The following is a 20,813-nucleotide window of genomic DNA, read 5'->3' on the forward strand; positions in this document are numbered from 1 at the left end:
TGAATATACATCAGCCTCTTTTTATGTAAAGAAATTTATTAGTTCGGGATAATAACGTAGCTTCCGTCTAGGTCATTAAACCATACATCGTAGTTTCCAGAAGGTGCAGAGAAAGGAAAATTATTACCGCTTCCAGCTAAATTTGCCTGTCCAAATAACTCCTGTGAACCCGTATATCTCCAAACGCCGTTATTCCAATCGTCGTTTGGTCTTATTAAGAATTCTTCACCATTAGTAAAAGAAACATTTGAAGCATACCAGAGGTGAGGATTATTTACAGGGTCTCTCTGAATCAATTCGATTTCATCTCCATCGCCCCAGCCACCAATGGCTTGACCAATTAAACCAATTGAATTGTATGTTGGTGCGGCAGATGCATCAAATGCCTCAATAGTATAATTAGCACCTGGTGTTAATGATGGAATAGACATTGTATAATATCCTGCTGTAGGAACATCAAATATTCCTGGGTCAGATCCACCTCCGGGGTTTACGCCTAGGGTAGAACCATCGTTTGTTCCCCATTGTGGTTGCCAAGAACCAGGTGATTCAAGAATTTTAAATCCACCAGGTTGAAAGTATCCTGTAAATTCGTAAGAATTAGGAGTATTCTGACTTCTAAATACAACAGGATTATTGTTGTTATTAGACCAACCTGCCGCAGTACTCGCACCAACTAAATAAATATATGGGAATGCCACATTGTATGGTGTAACATTAATTGTTACTGGATCAGAAATCCTTTCATAGGTATTGCCACTAGAATTTGTAGTCAAGGTTTTAAGTCTTACCTCCATGTCAGCAGCAGTTTCCGGTGCTATTCCAAGACCTAAGGCAACTCCATTAAGGTCGCTATGAGTGACGTCTAGAGAATTGATGTTGGAACCAACCCCTACAGGAATTACAGTAGCAAAATCTGTTCCCGCTAAGGCAGCTTCAACTGAATAATCTACATTGTCCGAAGTTGTCAATGCTGGATCTTCCCAAGATAAGGTGAAAACAACTAAATCCTGTGATGCGATATCTAAAACAAAGACATCGTTTTGAGATGGATTTGTTATCATTGCTGGGTCAAGAGGGTATGCATTAACAAAAAATATTACTGCATTACTCTGCGCATCGCCCGCATCAACTCGGACATAAATAGGTACTTCTGAGAAAATTTCTGGGTTAGCACTATTAATGGCCATGTTTAAATCCATGGTATTAATAGAAAAAGAACTTCCAGTAGAATTTCCTAATATAACAGGAGCATCAAATGTTTCAGTTAATGACATTTCAATATCATAACTAGAACTTCCAGTAACTTCATCATTCCAAGAAATGGTAAATGCTGGATTGGTATCTAATCCAAAGTTTAAGTTAATATTGGATATGCCCGGTTCTTGCAACAAAAATGCGGCATCAGGTTCTGTAATAATCAATGTCTCTTCGTTCTCACAAGTAAAGAACAAAAGTGCAAAGACTATTAAAAGTCGATTTAGTTTATTATACATTTTCATAGAATTTATTTTATAAGTTTAAAGGAATCATAATATAATCTCCTGTAAGATCATTGAACCAAACATCGTAAAGGTCTCCAACAATAACAGGAATATTAGAACCTCCTTCTGTTGCTTTTCCAGAGAAAGAAGTTTCACTTCCCCAAGTTGAGCCAAGGTCCGTCGAGAATGCTAAATCACCAGGGTTTAACGCTACACTATTAGCGTACCAAACGTGACTATCACTAGCACTTAGTCTAGTCATAGATACTGGTCCAGTGAGAGCAGAACCTTCAATGTCTATTGACATATAGTCAGTAGCCCCACTTTCGTCAAAAGCTTCAAAAGAGAATGAACTATTCCCAAAATTTATTGTAAAGGTGTAATAACCAGCAGCACCTATGCTACTGTTGTTGTTTGGAAACGTTCCAGGGTCAGAAGTATCGCCTGGGTTAACGTCTATCGAGGCTCCATCATTAGTTCCCCATTGTGGCTGCCAAAGTCCTTTAACCTCGAGTACCTTAAACTCACCGCTATTAAAAAAACCTGTATAGGTATAAAGATTAGAATTATCAGCATCTCTAAAAAGTGCGGGATTGTTATTGTTATTATTCCAATCTGCTGCCGTTGCATTACCCACCAAATAATAATCTTTAAATGGATAATTAAAAAATGGAAACACTTGGAAAGTAATAACATTGGAGCCTACAGCCACACCATTTTGTGTGCCTAAGCTAGATACGATTCGTGCATAGAGCGTATTCCATTCAAATGGAGGTAATCCAGCATTACCAGCCGCAGAGTTTAACTCGCCCATAGACAAGGTAACGGTATTATTACCATTGACCGTACTTGGAACTACTGGATTTGTGAATGTTTCATCTGAAGATACTTCTAAAGCGTATCGTTCCTCAGCAGGTTGACCATAATCAGCTACGGTCCAATTAAAAGTAACTGCTGGGTTGTTTGGGTTCGCAGCATCTAACTCAATCATGTCGATGCTAAGTTCAGATAAACTTACCGGATCTGTTTCCGTAACTGTAAATTGATCTGAATCATCTTCACATGCCGTAAAAACAAACAAGGCAAATAAAGAGGATAGAAGAATTGATATTTTACGTTTCATTTTCATTTCTATTTTAATTAATACCCTGGATTTTGCGTTAAATTAGGGTTGGATGATAAACTTAAATTTGGAATAGGGTATAGGTCGAAATGTGCAGGTATTGAAATACCATTGCTACCATTTCCTTTCCATGCCCAATTATAATTTCCTCCCGTGTATCGGTTGAAGCGGATTAAATCTTGCCTTCTGTGTGCTTCCCAATGTAACTCTCTCGACCGTTCATCCAAAATAAAATCAAGCGTTAAATCTCCCGCTGAAATTAAATTAGGATTATTGGCTCTTGTTCTTAAGTCATTAACTAAATCAACAGCAGTTGCTAATGTGCCGCCACCACCTCTAAGATGTGCTTCTGCATACATTAAATGAACATCTGCCAATCTAAAAAGCGGAAAATCTGTATCAACAAAAGTAAGGTCAATACCAAACCCGCCTGTTGAAGTAGCGTTAGAGTATTTTTGAATAATATAACCTGTATCCCTGTCTGATATATCAGTAATATCGATAGGTCTATTTGCTGTAATCAAGGTATTTCTGTCATCGTTAGAGAACAATCCACCTCCAAATAAATCAGCAAACTGCTTGCGGACACGTAGAGCACCGCCCCAGCCGCCTTGAGTAACACCAACTTCTTGGCCGTTTACTTCTAAACTTCCTACAGAACCGTTAATCATAACAGTTGTTGGTCCAAAGTTTTGAGTCGTCGCTCCGTCTGAAACGATTGGGAAGATAATTTCGTTTGTGGCAGAATTAGTATTGTTATCAGCCATGAAATTGTGTTTATAATCCGTTGCTAAAGTGTAACTTGAGGTCAAAATTTTGTTACAATATTCGAGACACTTGTCATAATTAGGTGCACCAATATAAACCTCAGAATTGAGATACATTTTTGCTAAAATCATCCAAGCAACACCTTTGTCTACTCTACCGTATTCGTTTTGGTTGGCATCAATTAAATCATTCTCAATGGCCAACAACTCCTCTTCGATGAAAGTAAATAGCTCTGGTCTTTCGATTACTGGTGGTACAACATTTATACCGGAAGTTTCTGTAACGAAATTAGCCTTACCAAATAAATCCATCATATAATAATAAGACATTGCTCTGAGCAATCTAGCTTCTGCTCTATAATTAACAATTTGAGCTCTAACTCCAGCAGAAACATTTCTACTGTCTAGTTTCTCATCAGTTGTTTCGTTCAAAAAGTTATTTGCAAATGCAATAGTTGCGTGTGATCTACTGAACATACCTAGAATTAATGGGTTTTGAGCCGTCCAAATATTTCGTTGGATTTCTCTTGTTCCAGGGTCATTTTCATAAGACCAAATCATTTGGTCTGCTGAAAGCGTCTGTAGGTATAATAATACACGACCAAATTGGCTGGTACCTGCATCTAATCCTTGTATGTTAGAGCTTCCGGCACCATCGGTTCCTGTTAATGCTAAATTGGCATAAACTCCTGCCAACAGTTGTTTATAGGCTGCTTCGTTTGCAAAAGCCTCGTCTGCTAGCAATGTGTCTTCATCATTAGGTATAATGTTTAAATCATCTGTACATGAGACCATAAACACCACAACAAATAATAAGACACCAACTTTCTGTAATTGTTTTAATTTTCTTTTCATAGTTTTTTAAAATTTAAAGTTAGCTCCTACTAAAAAGTTTCTTTGTCTTGGGAAAATAGTGTTGTCAACTCCTGGGCTACCTCCTGAAAGGGAAACTTCAGGGTCAAGACCACTATAATCCGTAATAATAAAGGCATTTTGTACACCTGCCCAAATTCTTAGGCTCTTTAAGACACTTGAAATGTCTTTAAAAGTATATCCTAATGTAATATTGTCCATTCTTAAGAATGATGCATTTTCAATATATAAATCTGAAATAATTACGTCAGAGGTTCTTTGGAAATTAGTTTGTAAAACAGATGTCGGGATATTTCCTAAGACAGCATTATCTTGTAATAATTCATATTGCGCTCTGGAAGAGTTTACATTGTTATATATATAACCACCTAAACTAGCTCTAAGGTTAAAGGAAAAGTCAAAATTCTTATAATTAAGGTTAGACTGGAAACCTAGAGTTGTATTTGGGTATGGATTTTCTTTAACATACCTGTCTTCATCATTGATAATGTTATCTCCGTTAAGATCGGCATAAGCACCTTCTATTGGACTACCGTTTGCATCATAAAGTTGCTTAAATACATAAAATGAGTTTGGTGCCTCACCTTCTCTTTGAATCTGGATGAAGTTACCAGTTCCGCCACCAATTCCTCCAGTAGTAACATCTTGTCCAAAAGCAAGTTGGGTAATTTCTCTATCTAAGAAGGTAGCATTAAAGTTTAAATTCCAATTAACATTGTCATTATTAACAACACTTGCATCTATACTAAATTCTAACCCTCGAGTTTCTAATGAACCAATGTTCTGTACTATGTTATTCGTAAAGTTACTACCATCAGCTACTGGTGCGTCAAACAGAAGATCATCCGTTGTTCTTAAAAAGACACCTAGGGTACCGGAAATCCTGTTATTAAACAATCCGTAGTCGATACCAAATTCTAAAGTACTGGTTTCCTCCCATTTTAAATCTGGATTTAATGCAGAAGGAAGTAAGGTCTGAATAGGAACATTACCAAACTGGAATACAGAATCAGGTCGTCCTCTTCGGAGACGTCTTAAGAAAATATCTCTAGCACCAATATCTTGCTGGCCGGTTAAACCGTAACTAGCTCGTAATTTTAAATTAGAAATTGTGTTGGAGTCCTTGAGGAAGTCTTCATCACTTATTTGCCATGCACCGGCAACAGACCAAAAATCACCCCATTGGTTTTCTTCGCTAAAACGAGATGTGCCATCACGACGATAGTTCAAGGTTAAACGGTATTTATCATAAAGGCTTAAGTTAGCTCTACCAAAGAAACCAATCAATACAACATCTGGGTCGGCAAAATTATCACCTACGGCTTGAGGGTCTAAAATATTACCCGTAAACGATCCTGAATTAGCAAATCGCTGATAAGAGTAACCACCAGTTACATCAAAACCGAAATCTCCTAAATCTCTTGTATAGGTTAAGAAACCATCTAAGGATTCATTAGTTCTTTCTTGGAAAGCTGAAGATGACTCGCGTGATACATTATCTTGTGTTGCAAATCTAGCTTCAATAGAGGTTCTTGATTCTGATCTATCGTAACCAAGATTTAATACTGCTCTTAACTCTGGTAAAAAATGGAAATTGTAATCTAAATTAATATTACCAAATACTCTATTAACATCACCTAAGTCATCACGGAAAACAAGGTTATAAACCGGATTGGTTGTTCCGTTTTGAACTAAACCATTAGCATCTACATGCTGATAGAATCCACCAAAATCAGGGTTTCCATCCATTACAGGTTGCGTAGGGTCATATCTTAAAGCAGCACCAATTTCACCTGCGTTTGCAAAACGGTTATCCTCAAAGGCCATATTTGCATTAACATTGATTTTAAGATGATCATCAAATAAAGAAGGGTTGAGTGATAAGGATAAGTTACGTCTTTCGTTAAGAGAGGTAATTAAGGCACCTTCTTGTCTAGTTGTTCCAAAAGAAAAACGTGTTGGAAGCGCATTAAAAAGTGAACCTCTTAAAGTAATGTTGTGAATGGCCGAAACCGTGTTTCTGAAAATCTCATCTTGCCAATCAGTATTTTCAGTGCCTAGCAAACTCGTATCTAACGTAGTACCGTTTATGGGCTGGGAATTTACTAAATCTCTAAATTCGTCCCCACTGAACACATCAATTTCATTGAAGTTCTCACCGAAACTAAATTGAGTATCAATATCGGCACTGAAGGAATCACGACCTTTTTTGGTAACAATAATAATTACACCATTAGCAGCACGCGATCCGTAGATTGCTGTCGCTGAGGCATCTTTTAATATAGAGAAAGATTCTATATCATTTGGGTTAATTGTACTTAGTATACCACGTGAACCGTTAACATTATCATTTGAAATTGGTAATCCATCAATAACAATTAAGGGGTCATTAGACGCATTAATCGAAGAACCACCACGTATGCGGATAGTGCCAGATGCACCTGGACGTCCACCGTCACTAGTTATATTAACACCAGCAACTCGACCAGCGAGTAAATTTTCAGGAGTTACAATATTACCACGTGTAAAGTCCTTTGCTGTTACAGATTCTACAGAACCCGTTGCATCTTTTACGGTAGTGGTACCGTAACCAATAAGTATGACCTCATCTAATTGAGCTGCATCTTCAACAAGAGCGACATCAAGTCTAGACTGGCCAGAATAAATTATTTCTTGTGTGGTGTAGCCAAGGTAAGAAACTACTACGGTTTCACCATCACTTAGCTCAAGAGTATAGTTACCATCAAAATCAGTCGATGTACCTCTCGAGGTGCCCTTAACAATAACGTTAACGCCAGGTAAAGGCATAGCGTTTGCTTTATCTGTGACTGTACCTGAAACAGTAGTTTGCGCAAACATAGTTGCTGGCGCAAGCAAACAACAGATTAGTAAAGCATTAAAGAATGTTTTCATACAAAGTTTTTAAATTAATTGCTTAGTTAATTATTTATATTTTCACTTCTTGGGTTAAAAATATGTAAATTTAGCATGTTGTAAACGTTAAAAAACCTGACATTTGTCACGAAAACGTTTTCGTGTTAAAAACTTTTTAACAATAATTAACATTTTCAGAAAAATATAGAAAAATTGAGAATTTCACAATTTCTAAAAGTTAAAACTGAGGATTCCGAAACAATAGTCCTTTTTGTTTATGGTTTTTTCTGAAAATAGTTGTAACTAGTTAATGATCAGAATGAAACGAAAAATTACCCTTAAACAAATAGCTAGAGAACTAGATGTTTCAATTTCTACAGTCTCAAAGGCACTTAGAAATAGTCCGGAAATAAGTGCAGATACTAAGCAAAAAGTACAAGCTTTTGCTAAGCTTTATAATTACAGGCCAAATAATATTGCCCTAAGCCTTAAGAATCGGAAGACTAATACCATTGGAATCATCATCCCGGAAATTGTACATCATTTCTTTTCGAAAGTGATTAGAGGGGTAGAATTGGTTGCTAATAAAAGAGGTTATAATGTTATAATCGGTCTATCAAACGAGTCATTTTCCAAAGAGGTTATCAATATGGAAATGCTTGCAAATGGAAGTATAGACGGATTTATACTGTCGATTTCAAAAGAAACTCTGCAACTGCAAGATTATCATCACTTTAATGAGACTATGAGTCAGGGTATGCCAATTGTAATGTTTGATCGTGTGGTGTCCGACATTAATTGCGATAAGGTTATTGTTAATGATTTTGGAGGCGCCAAGTCAGCTGTTGAGAAATTGATTACTAACGGGTGTAAGTCAATAGCTCTTATTACAACAAAGGATTACGTCAGCGTTGGTAAACTAAGAACACAAGGTTATATGGATGCCTTAAATGATGCGGGTTTTGAATTAGAATCTGAACTTATTCTAAAATTAGATGACAAGCTAGATTACGAGGTACATCTTGATGCTCTAGAGAATGAAATTGAGCATTTATTTAAATCCAACAAATCTGTTGATGGAGTTTTTGCTGTTAATGAGCTTTATGCCTTGTCGGCAATGAAGGTCGCCAGAAAATTAGGACTGGAGATTCCAAAGGATATTCAAGTCATTGGTTTTACTGATGGTGTGCTTTCAAAGCACTCAACTCCGAGTTTAACAACGGTTAGCCAGCATGCTCAAGTTATGGGGGAAAAAGCTGCTGACCTCCTTATTAATAGGCTCGAGACTGAGCACAACGAAAATGAAGATGAAACGTATCAAACGGTTGTTATAGAGACCGATTTAATAGAGCGCAAATCTACTAAATAGTAATTTATCATTGCCAGTTTAAAATCATTATCTATCTTTAACCCGAAATCAAAACTTATATTTTCACTTCTACAGTTAAGTTTTGATGAGCTTTGCTTATCAGAATAGTATTAATCAAACTATACTATTTATGCAAAAGCGTAGATTAAGCTTTTGGGAAATATGGAACTTAAGTTTCGGTTTTCTAGGGGTTCAGATGGGTTTTGCCCTACAAAATGCCAACGCTAGTAGAATTTTACAGATTTTTGGTGCAGATGTTCATGAACTTTCGTGGTTTTGGATTGTAGCACCATTAACAGGCCTAATTGTGCAACCAATAATTGGGCACTACAGTGATCAAACATGGACTAGGCTTGGACGAAGACGACCATACTTCTTGGTTGGAGCGATTTTAGCGTCTTTTGGTTTAATCCTAATGCCAAACTCAGACATGTTTACGGCATACATGCCAGCCTTATGGGTAGGAGCTGGTATGTTAATGATTATGGATGCTTCTTTTAATGTTGCAATGGAGCCTTTTCGGGCGTTAGTGGCAGATGTTCTACCTTCAGACCAAAGAACTTTAGGTTTCAGTGTCCAAACAGTATTAATAGGTATTGGTGCAGTAATAGGATCTTGGTTACCATATGTTCTAGCAAATTGGTTCGGTGTAACCAATGAAGCGGCTGTTGGCGAGGTTCCTCTAAACTTACTCTTGTCATTCTTTGTTGGTGCCGGAGTTTTAATAGGTAGTATTTTAGTGACAGTAATCACTACGAAAGAATATTCCCCTGAGGAAATGGAACTTATTCATGCTGCTGAAGGTGAGGAGATACAAGAAGAAGAGTCGTCTAGTCTTCTTAATATTTTTTCAGATTTTGCAAAAATGCCTGAAACCATGAAGCAATTAGCATGGGTTCAGTTCTTCTCTTGGTTTGGATTGTTTGGTATGTGGGTTTTTGCAACTCCAGCTATAGCATCACATATTTATGGTTTGGATATAACAGATACTCACAGTAAGGGTTTTCAGGATGCTGGAGATTGGGTCGGTATTTTATTTGGTGTATACAACGCGGTATCAGCGGTGTACGCCTTCTTTTTGCCAGCTATAGCCAAAAAAATTGGAAGAAAGAAAACGCATTCTTATTCTTTAATCATTGGTGCTCTAGGATTGCTCTCGTTGTACGTGCTTCCCGGCAAGAATTGGCTAATCCTTTCAATGTTTGGTGTTGGTATAGCATGGGCTAGTATACTGGCTATGCCTTACGCTATTTTGGCAGGATCTATTCCTGCAAGAAAAATGGGAGTTTATATGGGAATATTCAACTTCTTTATTGTCCTACCTCAAATTTTAAATGCCCTAATCGGTGGGCCAATGGTGAAACATCTCTACAATGATAGGCCGATATTCGCTCTAGTCTTAAGCGGTATATCTTTTATTATTGCTGCATTACTGGTAACAAGAGTTAAAGATGTTGACGACACCGTTGTAATTAACGAAGCAGAATAAAATGAAAAAAGGATTCATATTTGATTTAGATGGTGTCATTGTAGATACCGCAAAATATCATTTTTTGGCATGGAAAAAGCTAGCCAATGGTTTAGGTATTGACTTTACCGAAGAAGAAAATGAACAGCTTAAAGGGGTTAGTCGTGTCCGTTCTTTACAGAAAATATTAACTTGGGGAAACAAGTCATTAAGCTCTGAGGAATTCACAGATTTAATGGCAAAAAAGAATGATGACTACTTAAGTTACATTGATACAATGGATGAATCGGAAGTTCTTCCGGATGTCCATAAAGTGCTGGATATTCTTAAGCGACATAAGCAACCAGTAGCCTTAGGTTCAGCGAGTAAAAACGCCAAACCTATTTTAGAAAAGGTGAATTTACTTCAAGACTTCAATGCCATTGTTGATGGCAATGATGTTTCTAGGGCTAAACCGGATCCCGAGGTATTTGTAACAGCATCAAGACTTCTAGGGGTAGATCCAAAAGCGTGTATCGTTTTTGAAGATTCCGTCGCTGGTGTTGAAGCAGCAAATATTGCTGGTATGGTTTCCATTGGTATTGGAAGCGAAAAGGTTTTGGGCCACGCCGATTATGTCTTTAAGGATTTTACCCAAATTTCAGAAGACTTTTTAAACCAACTAATAAACGAATAAACGAATATGGTATTCTACAGAATGCCACAATACATTATATTATGAATCTAGATTATATCAAACCAAATAACTGGTCGATAATAGAGGAAGGATTCGATTCAGAGCATGTTAAAGCGTCTGAAAGCCTATTTAGTATTGGAAATGGAGCTATGGGCCAGCGTGCCAATTTTGAAGAAAAGTATTCTGGGCCAACATTTCAAGGAAGTTATATTGCTGGAGTTTATTATCCCGATAAAACGAGAGTAGGCTGGTGGAAGAATGGTTATCCAGAGTATTTTGCAAAGGTTTTAAATGCACCAAATTGGATAGGTATCAATGTCTATATAAATGATGAATCGTTAGATTTATTTAAGTGTAAGCGCGTTGAAAACTTTAGGCGAGAGCTCAATATGAAAGAAGGCTGGTTAGCACGCAGTTTTACGGCCACACTTCAAAACAATATAGAGGTTGATGTTTCGATTAGACGATTTTTAAGCCTAGACATAGATGAACTTGGGGCAATCGATTATAATGTGGTTCCTTTAAATGCTCCTGCAACCATAACCTACAGACCTTATATAGATACTGGAATTACCAATGAAGACAGTAATTGGGATGATAAGTTTTGGGACACCTTAAGCGTGTCCTTTAAAGAGCATAGAGCTTTTATCCAGGCTAAAACCATGAAGACAGATTTCTATACCTGTACATTTATGGAATCACAATTGTTCTTAAATCAAAAGCCTTTAGACATTACGCCAGAGGTAGATAAGTCTTCTACATATTTCGCTTTCAGTTACAGGGCTAAAGTAGCACAAGGTGAAGAATTTAAAATTCAAAAATTTGGAGGGTATACGGTAGATAGAAATCACGATAAATACGATTTAGTTACTGCTGCTCATACGGTCTTAGATACAGCAAAAGACCAAGGTTTTGACCTGCTCCTAGAGGGCCAGAAATTAGCGTGGTCTCAAATTTGGGATATGGCAGACATTACCATAGAGGGAGATGTTAGAGCCCAACAAGGGATTAGATTCAATATTTTTCATTTAAACCAAACTTATCTAGGGAAAGATGCTAGATTAAATATTGGTCCAAAAGGTTTTACAGGAGAAAAGTATGGAGGCAGTACCTATTGGGATACAGAAGCCTATTGCATACCCTTCTACATGGCAACCAAAGATCAAAATGTTGCTAGAAGCCTGTTAGAATATCGATACTATCATCTTCAAAAAGCCATCGAAAATGCAGAAAAATTGGGCTTTAAAAATGGTGCTGCTTTATATCCAATGGTGACCATGAATGGCGAAGAATGCCATAACGAATGGGAAATAACCTTTGAAGAAATTCACCGCAATGGCGCCATAGCTTTTGCAATTTATAACTATTACAGATATACAGGCGATTACAGTTATATCCCAGAAAAAGGACTCGAGGTTCTCATTGGTATAGCTCGATTTTGGCATCAAAGAGCAACCTTCTCCACAGCAAAAAATAAATATGTTATTCTTGGGGTTACAGGACCCAATGAATATGAAAACAATGTCAATAATAACTGGTACACTAACTACATAGCTAAATGGTGTATTAACTATGCCGTTGAAAATATAGAAAAGATTCAATCGGAATATCCTACGGATTACACAAGGATTATGCACAAAGCTAAACTCTCTAAGGCTGAGGTTAAAGATTGGGTTGAGGTGGCTGACAATATGTATTTTCCTTATTCTGAGGATCATAAGGTTTTCTTGCAGCAAGATGGGTTTTTAGACAAAGAATTGATTACCGTGGCAGACCTGGATAAATCACAGCGGCCAATAAACCAAAAATGGTCATGGGACAGAATATTGCGCTCACCTTATATAAAGCAAGCGGACACGCTTCAAGGATTCTATTTTTTTGAAGATAATTTTACTACAGAAGATCTTGAGCGGCATTTTGATTTTTATGAACCGTTTACTGTTCACGAAAGTTCGTTATCGCCCTGCGTACACAGTATTCAAGCGTCAAAATTAAATAGAATGGAACAAGCCTACGAGTTCTATTTAAGAACCTCTCGCCTAGATTTAGATGATTATAATCACGAAGTACACGAAGGCTTACACATCACGTCCATGGCTGGTACTTGGATGAGTATAGTAGAAGGTTTTGGAGGCATGCGCGTAAAGAACGATACATTAACGTTTGAACCCAAAATACCAGAACAATGGGAGGGCTATTCCTTTAAGGTCAATTTTAGACATCAAATTATAAAGGTAAATGTATGCCAAGGGCATACGCATTTTGAACTCGAGGGCAAACAAGACTTGAAAATTATAGTTAATGGAAAGCCAATTACAATAAGCCCAAATAATCTGGTTAAGGTGTAATGTGAATATTGGAGATGAAACATATCAACTCTCAACGAAGCAAGTTGAAGATTTTCAAAAGGATGGTCATATTCTAATAGAAAGTCTTTCTCTTCAACAAGAGATGGTCTTTTTTCAGCCAATAATAAAGGCGGCTTGTAGCCAACTAAATACTGAAACGCGTAAGCTTCAAGATAGAGATACATATAGCAAGGCTTTTTTGCAAATCATGAATTTATGGACGCAGAACGAAAAGGTAAAGAAGTTTGTTTTTGCCAAACGTTTTGCTGATGTAGCTGCCAGATTGCTGGGTGTAGATAAGGTACGTTTGTATCATGATCAAGCTCTATTTAAGGAGCCAAATGGCGGCTATACGCCTTGGCATCAGGATCAATATTATTGGCCTTTGGATACAAACAAAACCATAACTATGTGGATGCCTTTGGTTGATATTTCTGAAGATATGGGTATGTTGACCTTTGCCTCTGGTTCCCATAAATTGGGTGAAGTAAAAAGCGAAGCCATATCTGATGATACGGAGGCAATTTTTGAGGCACACATCAAAAAACATGGCTTTACCTTACAGTGTGCCAAAGTAATGAAAGCAGGAGATGCTACTTTTCATAGCGGTTGGACCATTCATGGCGCTGGACCGAATAAATCTAGAGATCAAATGAGAGAGGTAATGACTGTTATATATTATGCTGACGGTGCCAAAATTCAATCGCCAGGGAATAAGCATCAAAAAACCGATTTAGACAAATGGTTAGGAAATAAATCAGTTGGGCAATTTGCAGATTCATCCTCAAATCCAATATTAAATTGAAATAATGAAAAATTGGATTTACATAACTTTTGTTTTTTTAGCACACGTGTCGTGTAGTGATAAAATTACTAAAAGTGAAAACCTTGATAAATCTAATATTGTATTTATTATCACAGACGATCACGCTTATCAAGCCTTAAGTGCTTACGATGATAAGGTAATAAGCACACCAAATATTGATAGGTTGGCAAGCGAAGGTATGCTCTTCAATAAAGCATTTGTTACCAACTCTATTTGTTCGCCAAGCAGAGCTGTGGCCTTAACAGGAAAGTTTAGCCATCTTAATAGTGTACGAGATAATCTAGATGTATTTGATACAACTCAAGTTACTTTTCCCAAGATTTTAAGAAAACATGGATATGAAACAGCTATTTATGGCAAATGGCATTTAAAATCTAATCCTATAGGCTTCGATTATTGGGAAGTCCTCCCCGATCAGGGTCATTACTATCACCCAGAATTTCTAACCTCTTACGGAGAAGTAAAAACTGAAGGCTATGTGACAGATGTAATTACTGATAAGGCAATTCATTATTTAGAGACTTTAAGAGACAGGACTAAACCCTTTATGTTAATGTATAATCATAAAGCACCACATAGGCAATGGTGGCCATCAATGCAGGATTTGGAGGCATTTAAAAATCGTAGAATTCCAGTTCCAGAATCACTTTTTGACGATTATAAAACCAAAAGCAGGGCATCAATTGATGCGGAAATGAGAATAGCAGACCATATGGCGTTGAGTGCCGATAATAAAATAGCACCAGAACTTTTAGAGAAATTAAATTACAAAGAATTTTTATCATGGTATGAAGGTGCCTATCTAGAGCGTTTCAATCGCCTAACACCAGAAGAGCAAGATCAGTGGATAAAAGTCTATGGGCCAATAAATGATGATTTTGAAAAAATAAATCCAAAAGGGAAAGCTTTAACACTTTGGAAGTTTCAACGTTATATGAAGGATTATCTTGGTGTTATAAAAAGTGTGGATAGAAATGTTGGGCGACTTTTAGATTATCTTGATGACAATAATCTTACCCAAAATACTATGGTGGTTTATACCTCTGACCAAGGATTTTTTCTTGGTGAACACGGATGGTTTGATAAGCGCTTTATGTATGAAGAGTCATTTAGAACACCACTTTTAATGAGATATCCAGAGAAGATAAAACCTAATACTATCAATAGTGATTTGGTACAAAATATAGATTTTGCACCTACTGTACTTGATATTGCAGGCATTGACATTCCTTCAGAGATGCAAGGACAAAGTTTAGTGCCTTTATTTATGGATAATAAAGTAGACTGGAGAAAAGCTTTATACTATCATTATTACGAATATCCTGGTATTCATATGGTAAAACGACATTATGGGATTAGAACAAAACGTTACAAACTCATACGGTTTTATTATGATATTGAGGCTTGGGAATTATATGATTTGGAAAAAGACCCAAATGAAATGCAAAATATTTACAATAATCCGGAATATACTGAGATACAGTCGAAGCTTCACAAACAGCTTGAAGAATTACGACTATATTATAAAGATTCAGATAGCTTAAATCAAATGTTTATAAATAGTGATTTAAAGCGTTTGAAACAATTGGAAAACAAAACTTAATCTTATGAAGAAATTACTCTTTTGCATAAGCTTACTCATGTTAGCTTGTAGCAGTAACAAAAAGGAAGATGATACATTAGTATCAAATACTTCGGATTTTATAGAAATTAATGACATTGAGCGGATTGAACCACCAAATTGGTGGGTTGATTTTAAAAATGATAGCTTACAACTTTTGGTTAAGCATCCAAATATTTCAGAATATAAACCAAGCATAAATTATTCAGGAGTAAAGATTAACAAGGTTTCAAAAGGCAACAATAGTGATAACTATGTATTTATTGATTTAGATATCTCTAAAGCCGTGGCAACGAAGTTTAATATTTCATTTAAAAACGATACCGGTGAGGAGTTAATCGCGACTTACGAGTTTAAAGAACGTGTAAAACCAGCCGATGAGTATATAGGTTTCAATAGTAGTGATGCCATTTACTTAATTACACCAGACCGTTTTGCCAATGCCAATCCAGAAAACGATTCAGTAGAAACAATGAATGAGCAAGGTACTGATAGAACTGATGGTTATGCGCGACACGGAGGTGATTTACAGGGTATTATTAATCACGTAGATTATATTGACAATCTTGGATTTACAGCGGTTTGGCCTTGTCCAGTATTGACTAACGATATGCCTCAAGGCTCATATCATGGCTATGCTATTACGGATTATTATGAGGTTGACCCAAGATTTGGTACAACTAAAGATTATATTCAATTGGCAGATGAGTTGAGGAAAAGAGATATGAAATTAGTAATGGACCAAGTGGCTAACCATTGTGGATTAGAGCATTGGTGGATGAAAGATTTACCATTTACAGATTGGGTCAACTATCAAGACTATTATGAAGAGCATATTGATAATTGGAATAGAGAAACAGTGATTCGCTCGTCCCATCGTCGCACAACCAATCAAGATGCTTATGCATCAAAGAAAGACCAAAAAGACATGTCTGATGGATGGTTTGTAAAGGGTATGCCAGATTTAAACCAAGGCAACCCTTTTATGGCCAATTATATCATTCAAAATAGTATTTGGTGGATAGAAACCTTAGGGCTTGGGGGTATTCGTCAAGATACGTATCCGTATCCAGACAAGGATTTTATGAGCGATTGGGCTGGTGCAATAATGACTGAGTATCCAAACTTTAATATTGTTGGAGAAGAATGGTCTAGCAATCCGCTTTTAATTGCCTATTGGCAAGATGGTAAAGACAATGCCGATGGTTATGATAGCAACTTGCGGTCTACTATGGATTTCGCCATGCAGGAAAAAGTAGTTGCAGGACTTAAAAATGACGAAACTTGGGGTACAGGTTTAAAGGAGATATATGTGGCCTTGGCAAACGATTTTCATTATAAACGACCTGAAGACATTATGGTATTCCCTGATAACCACGATATGAGTCGCATCTTTACGCAAATGGATGGTGATATTACTAATACCAAAATGGCATTAAGTTATTTATCAGTTTTACCAAGAACATTTCAAATGTATTACGGTACCGAGATTCTAATGGATGATTTTGCCAAACCAGGCGATCATGGTTTAATTCGCACAGATTTTCCTGGAGGTTGGGCAAATGACACAACAAACGCTTTTACTGGCGAAAATCTTGCAGAGTCTAAAAAAGACATGCAATCTTTCATTTCTAACCTTCTTAATTTCAGGAAATCATCTGAAGCTATTCATTCTGGTAAAACACTACATTTTGCACCAGAAGACAACACTTATGTTTTGGCACGCTATAATGAGAATGAAACTGTAGTTCATATTCTGAATAAAAATGAAAATCCTTTTGATTTACAATTAGACTGTTTTGAAGAATTAAATCTCAACGGTAAGACGCTTAAAAATATACAAACAGGAAAGACTATTCAATGGTCAGATATGCTCACACTAGATAAAAAAGGCAGTTATTTATTCACTACAAAACTATAATCATGAAAAAGTGGGTGTATATTTTTTCTGTTGTTTTTGTAATTTTTTCATGTAAAAATGAAAAGGAGGAATGGAATACTTCACTAAACGATTTGACCATTTCCGAAGTTAAATTTGTAAAGCTTGATTCAGCGATACTGGCTTCAGGACGATTATTTAGAGCAGACAGTTTCCCTTCACAATACATTACTCCAAGACCAGTAGATATTTGGTTACCAAAAGACTACTCTACAAATAGAAAATATAGTGTGTTGTATATGCACGATGGACAAATGCTATTTGATAGTACAACAACTTGGAATAAACAAGAATGGAAAGTAGATGAATGGGCAACACAACTAATGGGAGAGGATAAAACCAAAGATTTTATAGTAGTTGCTGTTCATAATATTCCTAAAATTCGCTGGAAAGATTTATTTCCTCAAAAGGCTTTTGAATTTTTAGATGATACAATTCAGAAGAAGCTGATAGAAGAAGCTGTCAATGCGAATATGGACCCAGAGTTCAATGGTGATAATTATTTAAGGTTTATTGTAGATGAATTAAAGCCAAGTATTGATAATTCATATTCTGTTCATACAGATAAGAATAACACCTATGTTATGGGTTCAAGTATGGGCGGCTTAATGTCCATGTATGCAATTAGTGAATACCCAATGATATTTGGCGGCGCAGGATGTTTATCCACTCATTGGGTAGGTGCAGCACCTAGAAAAGATAATCCGCTGCCTGAGGCTATTTTTAGTTATATGGAAGAGAATTTTCCTAAGGCCGGAAATCATAAGGTGTATTTCGATTATGGAAATAAAACCTTGGACCAATTTTATCCGCAATACGCACCAAGAGTTGATAGAATTTTAAAGGCGAAAGGGTATACAGAGTCGAATTCTAAAAACTTATTTTTTGAAGGTACGGACCATTCTGAAAATTCATGGAATAAGCGTTTGGATCAACCATTACTATTTTTATTAGGGAAATAATACGTCATTCTGAACTTATTTTAGAATCGCATAAAGCAAATAAATGAAACAATTTTTTATATACATATCGATTGTACTAGTCACCTTCTCGATTAATGCTCAAAACCCAAACCGAATTTATAAGTCACACAACGAAGAAAGCAATGTGTTTTCAGTTACAACAAATGATGGGAAATACATTTTTCAATTTTATTCTGAAGCCATTTTAGAAACGACCTTTATTCCTAAAGGCGAGACAAATATCAAAGCGTCACATGCGGTGGTAATGCCACCAGAAATTATCGAAACAACTTATAAGTATGTAGGTAACAACATTACATATGGGAGTAAAGGCCTATCCGTAACTATTACTACTGAACCCTTTCAAGTGAGTTATAAGTACAAGGGCGAATCCATAATTTCCGAAAAGCGAGGTTACTATAAAAACGAGCACCAACCTATGGACATGGTCAATGGTAATATTATTGCCGATTCCACAGAAAAAATAGAATTCAATTTAACAAAGGATGAGGTCTTATATGGCGGTGGTTCCAGAGCGTTGGGAATGAACCGCAGAGGCAACCGGTTGCCCTTGTTCAATCGGGCACATTACGGTTATGAAACGGAATCCAAGTTGATGAACTACACCATGCCAATCGTATTATCATCCAATAAATACATGATTCATTTTGATAATGCACCAGTTGGGTATTTGGATTTAGATAGCAAAGGCGATAATACCTTGACTTATGAAACGATTTCAGGCAGAAAAACATATCAGGTGGTAGCAGGTGACTCGTGGTACGATATCATGGATAATTATACGGAGTTAACAGGAAAACAACCGATGTTACCACGTTGGGCGTTGGGTAATTTTTCAAGTCGATTCGGCTATCATTCGCAAGAAGAAGTAGAAATGACCATTGATAAATTTAAAGAAGAAAACATTCCTGTAGATGCGATTATTCTCGATTTATATTGGTTTGGAAAAGACATAAAAGGGACGATGGGCAATCTAGAATTTCATAAAGATTCGTTTCCAAATCCTAAGCAAATGGTGCAAGACTTAAAGTCTAAAAATGTGGAAACTATTCTCATAACCGAACCTTTCATTCTAACCAATTCAAAAAAATGGAATGAAGCTGTTGAAGAAAATATCTTAGCAAAAGATTCCATTGGTAATCCTGCTAAATACGATTTCTATTTTGGCAATACAGGCATTATAGATATTTACAATGAAAAAGGTAATGCATGGTTCAAAAATATTTATAAAGATTTATCTAAACTGGGAGTTACAGGATTTTGGGGTGACTTAGGTGAACCAGAAGTGCATCCACATTGGGTGCAACATGCCACAGGTTCTTCTCAAGAGGTTCATAACACCTATGGTCATGATTGGGCAAAATTGGTCTATGAAGCGAGCTTAGAGGCCAATCCAGAATTACGACCATTTATATTAATGCGTGCTGGTTATTCTGGAAGTCAGCATTATGGTTTAATTCCTTGGTCTGGAGATGTGAGTAGAAGTTGGGGAGGCTTACAATCACAACCCGAAATTGCAATACAAATGGCAATGCAAGGTTTAGGGTATATGCATAGCGATTTGGGCGGATTTGCAGGAGCTAATTTAGATGATGAATTATACGCACGATGGTTACAATACGGAGTTTTTCAACCTATTTACAGACCACACGCACAAGAAGATGTGCCAAGTGAGCCAGTATTCAGAAGTGAAAAAGCAAAAAATTTAGCCAGTTTTGCTATTGAAATGCGTTACCGTATGTTGCCCTATAATTATCATTTAATGGCAGAAAATCATATTGAAGGGAAACCTTTAATGCGCCCTTTATTTTTTGAAGAACCTGATAACCAAGAATTATTTGATTATTCCGAAACCTATCTTTGGGGTAATGATATTTTAGTAGCACCCGTTTTAGAAGCAGGTAAAGACGTGCAAAATGTTTATTTCCCAAAAACCTCGTATTGGTTCAACATAGAAAATGATGACATCATTGAAGGTGGACAAACAAAAGGTATACAAACACATCCAGCTTATATTCCAACTTATGTTAGAGCAGGCGCCTTTATTCCACTGGCTAAGTCGATGCAATCTACAAAGGAGTACGACGCTAACTTTATTCAATTACAGTATTATCATCATGAATCAGTTGAAGAATCAGAACGAGATTTTTACTTCGATGATGGGAAAACCGTTAATGCCATCGAAAAGGAACAATTTCAAATTCTAGAATTTGAAGCTGAAAAAGAAAGACGTTGGTTAGAAATTGAATTTGAAGCTGAAAATGGAAATAATTATACAACCGAAACAAAAACTATTGAGTTAGTAATTCATAATGTAGATAAAAAACCGAAACGTATAAAAGTTAACAAAGACAAAGTGAACGGCACTTATAATGAAGATTATAAAACCTTGACTTTAACTGTGACTTGGAATACAAAGGAGGAAAAAGAAGTTAGAATTAAATTGAGCAAATAATTATTTT

At 36.5% G+C, this 20,813-nt stretch carries 13 protein-coding genes; 9 read left to right on the forward strand and 4 right to left on the reverse strand.

Annotated elements, in window-relative coordinates; genetic code table 11:
* Positions 1-38 precede the first annotated feature (38 nt).
* From J4050_RS02760 to J4050_RS02775, 4 genes are read right to left on the reverse strand one after another with little or no spacing between them, the layout of a single operon-like run.
* Complete coding sequence (locus J4050_RS02760) at positions 39-1,502, reverse strand: SusE domain-containing protein (protein WP_208152427.1); 1,464 nt, start codon at positions 1,500-1,502, stop codon at positions 39-41.
* 10 nt (positions 1,503-1,512) lie between these two features.
* A complete protein-coding gene (locus J4050_RS02765) occupies positions 1,513-2,607 on the reverse strand; it encodes a SusE domain-containing protein (RefSeq protein WP_243878533.1) in 1,095 nt (364 codons plus the stop codon).
* A gap of 17 nt (positions 2,608-2,624) precedes the next feature.
* Positions 2,625-4,229 carry a RagB/SusD family nutrient uptake outer membrane protein gene (locus tag J4050_RS02770; RefSeq protein ID WP_208152429.1) on the reverse strand — a complete coding sequence of 535 codons (1,605 nt, stop codon included), beginning with the start codon at positions 4,227-4,229 and terminating at the stop codon, positions 2,625-2,627.
* Between the two features lie 6 nt (positions 4,230-4,235).
* Complete coding sequence (locus J4050_RS02775; protein WP_208152430.1) at positions 4,236-7,160, reverse strand: SusC/RagA family TonB-linked outer membrane protein; 2,925 nt, start codon at positions 7,158-7,160, stop codon at positions 4,236-4,238.
* Positions 7,161-7,440: 280 nt separating this feature from the next.
* Here J4050_RS02775 and J4050_RS02780 point away from each other — a divergent pair, with 280 nt between their 5' ends.
* From J4050_RS02780 to J4050_RS02820, 9 genes are all read left to right on the forward strand, one after another.
* Entirely contained in the window at positions 7,441-8,490 is a 1,050-nt protein-coding gene (locus J4050_RS02780; RefSeq protein WP_208152431.1) for a LacI family DNA-binding transcriptional regulator, read from the forward strand.
* Positions 8,491-8,620: 130 nt separating this feature from the next.
* Complete coding sequence (locus J4050_RS02785) at positions 8,621-9,979, forward strand: MFS transporter (protein ID WP_208152432.1); 1,359 nt, start codon at positions 8,621-8,623, stop codon at positions 9,977-9,979.
* 1 nt (position 9,980) lies between these two features.
* On the forward strand, positions 9,981-10,634 hold the full coding sequence (gene pgmB, locus J4050_RS02790) for a beta-phosphoglucomutase (RefSeq protein ID WP_208152433.1): 654 nt from the start codon (positions 9,981-9,983) through the stop codon (positions 10,632-10,634).
* A 41-nt stretch (positions 10,635-10,675) separates the two neighbouring features.
* Positions 10,676-12,982 carry a glycoside hydrolase family 65 protein gene (locus tag J4050_RS02795; RefSeq protein ID WP_208152434.1) on the forward strand — a complete coding sequence of 769 codons (2,307 nt, stop codon included), beginning with the start codon at positions 10,676-10,678 and terminating at the stop codon, positions 12,980-12,982.
* 1 nt (position 12,983) lies between these two features.
* Positions 12,984-13,787 (forward strand): phytanoyl-CoA dioxygenase family protein, encoded by an 804-nt coding sequence (locus tag J4050_RS02800; RefSeq protein WP_208152435.1) that lies wholly within the window; start codon positions 12,984-12,986, stop codon positions 13,785-13,787.
* 4 nt (positions 13,788-13,791) lie between these two features.
* Positions 13,792-15,411 carry a sulfatase family protein gene (locus J4050_RS02805; protein ID WP_208152436.1) on the forward strand — a complete coding sequence of 540 codons (1,620 nt, stop codon included), beginning with the start codon at positions 13,792-13,794 and terminating at the stop codon, positions 15,409-15,411.
* Between the two features lie 4 nt (positions 15,412-15,415).
* Positions 15,416-17,350 (forward strand): glycoside hydrolase family 13 protein, encoded by a 1,935-nt coding sequence (locus tag J4050_RS02810; protein WP_208152437.1) that lies wholly within the window; start codon positions 15,416-15,418, stop codon positions 17,348-17,350.
* 2 nt (positions 17,351-17,352) lie between these two features.
* Entirely contained in the window at positions 17,353-18,330 is a 978-nt protein-coding gene (locus J4050_RS02815) for an alpha/beta hydrolase (protein ID WP_208152438.1), read from the forward strand.
* Between the two features lie 43 nt (positions 18,331-18,373).
* The gene (locus tag J4050_RS02820) at positions 18,374-20,806 is read left to right on the forward strand and encodes a TIM-barrel domain-containing protein (protein ID WP_208152439.1); all 2,433 of its coding nucleotides are present in this window, start codon (positions 18,374-18,376) and stop codon (positions 20,804-20,806) included.
* The last annotated feature ends 7 nt before the right edge of the window (positions 20,807-20,813 follow it).

Origin of the sequence: Winogradskyella pelagia (genome assembly GCF_017581965.1) — a bacterium.
Lineage (GTDB): Bacteria > Bacteroidota > Bacteroidia > Flavobacteriales > Flavobacteriaceae > Winogradskyella > Winogradskyella pelagia.

Coding starts and splice junctions, on each gene's coding strand:
- J4050_RS02760 (WP_208152427.1), bottom strand. CDS start 1,502: ATGAAAATGTATAATAAACTAAATCGACTTTTAATAGTCTTTGCACTT.
- J4050_RS02765 (WP_243878533.1), bottom strand. CDS start 2,607: ATGAAACGTAAAATATCAATTCTTCTATCCTCTTTATTTGCCTTGTTT.
- J4050_RS02770 (WP_208152429.1), bottom strand. CDS start 4,229: ATGAAAAGAAAATTAAAACAATTACAGAAAGTTGGTGTCTTATTATTT.
- J4050_RS02775 (WP_208152430.1), bottom strand. CDS start 7,160: ATGAAAACATTCTTTAATGCTTTACTAATCTGTTGTTTGCTTGCGCCA.
- J4050_RS02780 (WP_208152431.1), top strand. CDS start 7,441: ATGAAACGAAAAATTACCCTTAAACAAATAGCTAGAGAACTAGATGTT.
- J4050_RS02785 (WP_208152432.1), top strand. CDS start 8,621: ATGCAAAAGCGTAGATTAAGCTTTTGGGAAATATGGAACTTAAGTTTC.
- pgmB (WP_208152433.1), top strand. CDS start 9,981: ATGAAAAAAGGATTCATATTTGATTTAGATGGTGTCATTGTAGATACC.
- J4050_RS02795 (WP_208152434.1), top strand. CDS start 10,676: ATGAATCTAGATTATATCAAACCAAATAACTGGTCGATAATAGAGGAA.
- J4050_RS02805 (WP_208152436.1), top strand. CDS start 13,792: ATGAAAAATTGGATTTACATAACTTTTGTTTTTTTAGCACACGTGTCG.
- J4050_RS02810 (WP_208152437.1), top strand. CDS start 15,416: ATGAAGAAATTACTCTTTTGCATAAGCTTACTCATGTTAGCTTGTAGC.
- J4050_RS02815 (WP_208152438.1), top strand. CDS start 17,353: ATGAAAAAGTGGGTGTATATTTTTTCTGTTGTTTTTGTAATTTTTTCA.
- J4050_RS02820 (WP_208152439.1), top strand. CDS start 18,374: ATGAAACAATTTTTTATATACATATCGATTGTACTAGTCACCTTCTCG.